The organism is Mucilaginibacter sp. P4_G9, assembly GCF_056400985.1.
On sequence record NZ_JBFUKF010000315.1, the window covers coordinates 1 to 5932 of the forward strand.

Annotated in this window: 4 protein-coding genes; 2 read left to right on the forward strand and 2 right to left on the reverse strand. The window is 39.0% G+C overall.

Annotation, left to right across the window (positions count from 1 at the left end):
- Positions 1-289: 289 nt before the first annotated feature.
- Both AC1DPZ_RS20505 and AC1DPZ_RS20510 read right to left on the reverse strand, forming a co-directional pair.
- A complete protein-coding gene (locus AC1DPZ_RS20505; RefSeq protein ID WP_477406885.1) occupies positions 290-1051 on the reverse strand; it encodes a hypothetical protein in 762 nt (253 codons plus the stop codon).
- 305 nt (positions 1052-1356) lie between these two features.
- Positions 1357-3123: a hypothetical protein gene (locus tag AC1DPZ_RS20510; RefSeq protein WP_477406887.1), complete on the reverse strand. Its 1767-nt coding sequence runs from the start codon at positions 3121-3123 to the stop codon at positions 1357-1359.
- 448 nt (positions 3124-3571) lie between these two features.
- Between AC1DPZ_RS20510 and AC1DPZ_RS20515 the strand changes: the two genes are divergently transcribed.
- A complete protein-coding gene (locus AC1DPZ_RS20515) occupies positions 3572-4762 on the forward strand; it encodes a winged helix-turn-helix domain-containing protein (protein WP_477406889.1) in 1191 nt (396 codons plus the stop codon).
- Positions 4763-5694: 932 nt separating this feature from the next.
- On the forward strand, positions 5695-5932 hold a 238-nt coding region (locus tag AC1DPZ_RS20520; RefSeq protein WP_477406891.1), incomplete at its 3' end, for a hypothetical protein.

The following is a 5932-nucleotide window of genomic DNA, read 5'->3' on the forward strand; positions in this document are numbered from 1 at the left end:
CTGTAACCCAAGAATCCCAATGGATGTAGAATTTGAAATGTTCAATAAAGAATTATTTCCAAACACGGAATCCCCCAATAATTAGTAACTAAACTATTTTCTTTACGATGTCAATCAGTTGGATAATAATTTTTCCRATTCCAACTATTTGTAAAAATAGCTTTAGTATTAATTTGAGGGTTGTTGTGGTTTTATTAATGTTGTAATGGTTATTCATCGCGTTATGATTTAATAACACAAAGTTGAGTTGTCCATTAACAAGTAACTGGTTATAACCGGTTACAATTTATTATAAACCTGCTTTTGATTTAAAACTATTCATTTCTGCTATAGCTTTAACTGTAGGTAAGTCATTGACTTTCAGATATTTTATAATTTTTAATAGTAAGTTTAATTTGATCGAGTTTTTTTTCGAGGTGCCTTCATCACCTGTCCTGTTTTGCGAACTTTGGTAGTGGGTATATAGATTATACAGTCGATCTCCAGAATTAAATGAATACAATTTGGCTATGTCATTTCCATTTTTTCGAGTAACAACTTTGTTCGTATAATGACAAATTAAAGCTATCTCGCGGAGTGACAAATTAGAAATTGTTTGTTTATCGAATATTTTATCCGCTTTCGAATTTTCGGTTGAATTATTAGCGTTTTGATTTTTCCAAATCTCAAGTTCACTAATATCATTCGGGAATAGTTCTCGTTCTAGTTTAGTAAATTCTTTAGTAATAAAATCACAAATAATTATCAACCTGTTATCGTCGTAATTTTCTCTTAGAATGAAATTATTAAGGTAAACTAAATGTAGTAGTAGATAGTAAAGTTGATCTTTATTTAACGGAAGAGCCCGCAAATGCTCTAAAACGGATATAGGCTTTGTTTTATTTGCTATAATTATTAGATGTTGCTCATATAGCGTATTAATAAAATTAAGTGGTTCAAATAGAATCTTGCGTCCTTTATTTTCCGTTAAAGCTTCATAAATCCCAATGTTTAAATCGTTTGTCAGATAGTCTTCTATATCTCTTTTTAGAGCAAATGGAGGGAAAATCATTCTATAACAAGTCAATGTTAATTAAATAAAAAATTAATGGTCAATTCAAGGTAACAATATTAAATTTGATTGCCGGACTGGCTTGTTAATTTTAATCCTTTTTTAGCGCAGGTCTTGTGTTCAGGGTTGTGACACTGTGCTTCCAATAAGTCACAAGTCCTCTTACCCTCAAGGCTGCCACACAAGACTTGCGCCAAGGGGGCAAGTAAAATTTACCGGATAATCAAGCTCTTTTTGTTTAACTGACGCACTTAGTGACGCAGTTTGAGATGACCATTACAACATATTTTGTAGTCATAAATGTATTACAAGACAAATGAATAATTATCCAATGTAGTATCTGCGTCATTAATAGAACTGATGTTTTTTCTAAGAGATTCGCAATCAATTTCCGCCGTTAGAATTGCATTGCTGACTGTTTTGATACGCTTTTCTTTAATAGCATTATCAATTATATAGTTTAGAAAGTCATCGAAATAATTATGTAGGTTCTCTACTAATATATTAGTGTAGGACGGTACTTTCCCTGAATGAACTATTAAATTTCTTACCCTATAAATTCTCCTTATTTGCCACTCTACTTTTTTCCTGTGATTATCAAGCAATTTCTTTATAAGCAAGCCCGTTGAGAGATTTTGATTTATAGTAAATAAACGAAATCTTAACAGCGGGTAAGTACTTAAAGCGGTATACACTTTTTTTCTATTAACTTCATTTTCCTTTGTCATAATTAGAGCCGCAAGTGAAAAAAAACTATTTTCTTTTTGGTTTAATATTACGTTACTCAAAAATTCTTTGGATTTGATGTTATCAAAATACAAAAAGTCATTACCTGCTTGTTCAATCAATTTATTTATGTATTTCAGTTCCTGAAATGGTGTTAGTGATTTGACTACTTGAACAATTCTGTCATCGCCACATTCTATATCTTTTGGTATCAGCGTCTCAATAGCTGTCCATAGATTTAACAACTTGTTTTCTACTTGCTCACTTGTCAATGATATACTATGTAAGTCTATAGCTCTGCCAATCCTGTAGATTGTATTAGGAGGCAATGACAAAGTGGTTAATAGACTTTTAACCTTTAGGGCTGCTGTTATTGGTTTGACATCAGCCTTTTTTATTATTGATTTAATCGGGTCGGATAACAAGTAGACAATATTGTCCGTTTCACTTTTAACTAAAGCTTGCTCGCTAATTGTTGGTGTTTCTTTGTGGTGATAAAAGGAAAATAAATTACCAATTTTAAACAATGTAATTTCTGTTCTAATTCGAGCAGTAGTCTCCTCAAGTGCGCTTATTTTTTCAAAGACAACAAAAGCCTCGTTTTCCCCCTTTCCTTCTATAAATGCTTTAGCTTCTTTAGTCAAACCCTTAGAAGAATAGCTATCGACAATATCGAAACCCATATTTTTGCCTACGATTTTAAACTCTTCAAATAGCTTACTCACTCTGTAGACCACTTTAAAATCTTTTTCTTTAAAATCAAAAATTTCAAAAAATGTTGTAGGGGATGTCTCTTTAAACTTCTTATTATAGTTGAAGAAAAATTTGTTTGTCCTATAATAGATATAAGATGTGGCATAACCGTAGTTGATTATTTCTGTAATGAAAACTCGTGTAAGAGAATATATTTTCTTCTTTTCCTTGTTTGCTGAAACTAAATCTAAAAGCAACTCCTTTACTTTATTCAAATATTTCTTATCATCAAGGTAGTGATAAAGTAATAATACTGTTTCCTTAAGTTTTGGTAATTCATTTCTTTTTGAATTTATTCTTTCCCTTAATCCGACTAACTTGGAATCCAACAAAGCTTTTGCAACTATGTCTCCATCTAAATTCCATAGCAACTCATCAATAACGGATTCTAAGTTTGGTTTTTTTATAAGTCCAATCTTGATATTATCCATTGTTTCTAACGCCTCAATGCAAAGTAATCGAAGGTTTAGGGCTGGAGGTTTATAAGTATCTAAAGTATAGTCAAATAATGCTTCATTGAGAATCTGTGCGAAAAACAGTAATCCTTCTTGTTCTGAGGGATTTGTCCAATGATTCGTTTTTATATATTTCATACTGTATAAGGTTTATCAAATTGCAAAGAATTCGGACTTCTTTGCTACGGTATCGGTAAATGTAACTATTAAAAGAATTATTTAAAAGTTAGAAATATAGTGCGCTGATTTCTATTTAATCATGACTATCGGTAGCACTGAACAGAGATAATATAGTTATGAWGATCTTAGTAAAGATGTAGCATTTTTAATTTGTGATTTATTTACGCTTTCGCGTTAAGGACTGCAATGGATACCGGCCAAAAGGGCTGCGCACCGGCCGCGCCTAATGCCTGTGTAGTATGAATGAAAGGCCTGGCCCCGTTTCTACCAACGGGGAAACGCCCTGCAAAAGAGTCAAGAGGTTAGAATCGAGAATTAAGACAAAACCTATCAACTCCATTCCCCCATCCAATAAATTATCACAAATCAATCCCCCTACGCCAAAATATTCCATTATTTTGTAACCATGGAACCACTGCTATTCTCAAAATCCCAAGCCCGCAAAATCATCCTCCATGCCGCAGGATTGGCCAGGCATGCGCAGTTTGGAACGGGCATAGAAGCCGTTTACCGGCTGATTGATCACCTGGGTTTTGTGCAGCTGGATACCAATTACGTAGTGGAGCGGGCGCATCACCACGTGATGGCCGCGCGGGTGCCGGATTATGAGCCGGACTGGCTGGGGGAGCTAACTGCAGACGGCCGGATCTTTGAATATTTTACTTCCGATGCGGGTTACATCCCGATGGGGGATTTCCGCTTTTCGCTGCCTGTTAAGGAAGGATTTTCGGTAAACAGGAAGCCTTTAACACCGGCCGAAACCCGGCTCATGAAACAGGTGCTCGACAGGGTGGAACGCGAAGGTCCGCTGATAGTTGGGGATTTCGAAAACGACCGGCTGGAGGCCAGTTCGGGCTGGTGGGACTGGCGCCCGGCTAAAGTGGCGCTGGAACGGCTGTACCTTGACGGTAAACTGATGATTACCCGCAGCAAAAGTTTTCATAAAGTATATGATTTGCCGATGAATTTAATTCCGCAGGATACGGATGTGACGGTGCCAGCGGCGGAAGAATTTGCCCGGTACGTGATCAGGCGTACGTTGGGGGCACTGGGTATTGCCTATGTTAAGGAAATGGCCTGGCGCGCCCGTCGGGTAAAGGATAATTTGGTAAAAAAGGAACTGGAAAAAATGGTAGCTGCCGGCGAAGTGCGTACGGTGCTGATTGAAGGGCTGAAAAGCGCGCCGCTTTATATGCTGCGCGATCAAAAAACGGAAATAGAATTGCAGGGTGAGGCTTTTATCCTTTCGCCGTTCGATATCCTGAATGTCTTTCGGCATCGGTTAAAAGACTTTTTCGATTTTGATTACCAGGTTGAATGTTTTGTGCCCGCGGCTAAGCGCAAGTATGGTTATTTTTGTTTGCCGGTACTGGTAGGTGATACTTTTGTAGCCCGCATGGATGCCAAAGCCGACAGGAAACAAAAGGTACTGATTGTGCATAACCTGCACTTTGAAGCGGTGGAGCTTGACGAAGCCATGATTGGGAAGATTACAGATGCGCTGAAAGCCTTTGTTCAATTCAACAAGTGCCGGGATATTGTTTTTAAAAAATCGAATAGGGAGGATTACCTGCATGCCATTAGCCAGGGGTTTTGAAAAGTGCCCCCTCTAAATCTCCCCCGGTAGGGGAGACTTTTTGATCTTCGGTTTTTTTAAGCCCTTTCTTCCAGAGAGGGTTGGGTGGGGCTCATTACTTCGTGTCTTATAATGATGTGGTTATAAGTAACTGACTATCAGGGTATTTTTTAATGTAATCTATGTCATTGCGAGGCACGAAGCAATCGCAGGCTTTACAGGGCGGATCTGCATAGTTCGCGATTGCCGCGCTGCGCTCGCAATGACATGGTTGTTGTGAGCCCTAAAGCCACCGCGTCATTACTGTTTTTTCCTGTATCAAAAGCTTTCGTTTTCCCCCAAGGTGTCAGCAGAACAGCTTCGGGCGAAAACGGGGAAAACAATGCGGGGTTGTGCGGTGGCAGGGCATAGGAAGTTTTTGCATGTGGGGAAGCCTGGCGTGTAAGGGCAAAATAATTCCAGCCCAGGTTTTGCCCGTTTTGCAGGGTAAAGGCCCCGAGCGCAAAGAAGCATTTCTGCTGACTTGAATTATTCGCTGTTGTTTGTTTTTATTGGTGCTCATTATCTCGCTATGCTCGGTCTTTTGGTCCTTTTTGTTTCAAGACAAAAAGGACTAGGCCCTCCCGCGGCCATGAGCGGGACGATGTTATTGGTTAGTACAAGGTAAAGTTAGTACCCAAATAGCGGCTCTGTACAGTTCGCGGTTGCCGCGCTGCGCTACCCATGACGTGTTTGCAAAAAAGGCCTTTTGTCATGCTGAACGGAGTGAAGCATCTATTATTCGCCATGCTTTTTCGCCCTGTACAGTCTGCGAATAGATCCTTCACTGCGTTCAGGATGACAAATCTTTTAAAACGTCAATTTTCCGGTCAGCGTTTCGCGGAATTTTACCACTCGCAATGATAATGGTTGAGGTAATGTGTTAGAAATCAAAAGCTTTCGTTTTTACAAAAGTGTCAGCAGAACAGCTTCGGGCGAAAACGGGCAAAACAATGCGGGGCTGTGCGGCTGCAGGGCATAGGAAGTTTTTGCATGTGCGAGGATATGCGGGCAAGGGCAAAATAATTCCAGCCAAGGTTTTGCCCGTTTTGCAGGGCAAAGGCCCCGAGCGCAAAGAAGCATTTCTGCTGACAGCCTTTTTGGTTACTTTTGTGGCGACAAAAGTAACTAGGCCCTCCCGCGGCCATGAGC

Excerpts from the sequence above, each read along its gene's own strand:
- AC1DPZ_RS20515 (WP_477406889.1), top strand. The coding sequence starts at position 3,572 with ATGGAACCACTGCTATTCTCAAAATCCCAAGCCCGCAAAATCATCCTC.
- AC1DPZ_RS20510 (WP_477406887.1), bottom strand. The coding sequence starts at position 3,123 with ATGAAATATATAAAAACGAATCATTGGACAAATCCCTCAGAACAAGAA.
- AC1DPZ_RS20505 (WP_477406885.1), bottom strand. The coding sequence starts at position 1,051 with ATGATTTTCCCTCCATTTGCTCTAAAAAGAGATATAGAAGACTATCTG.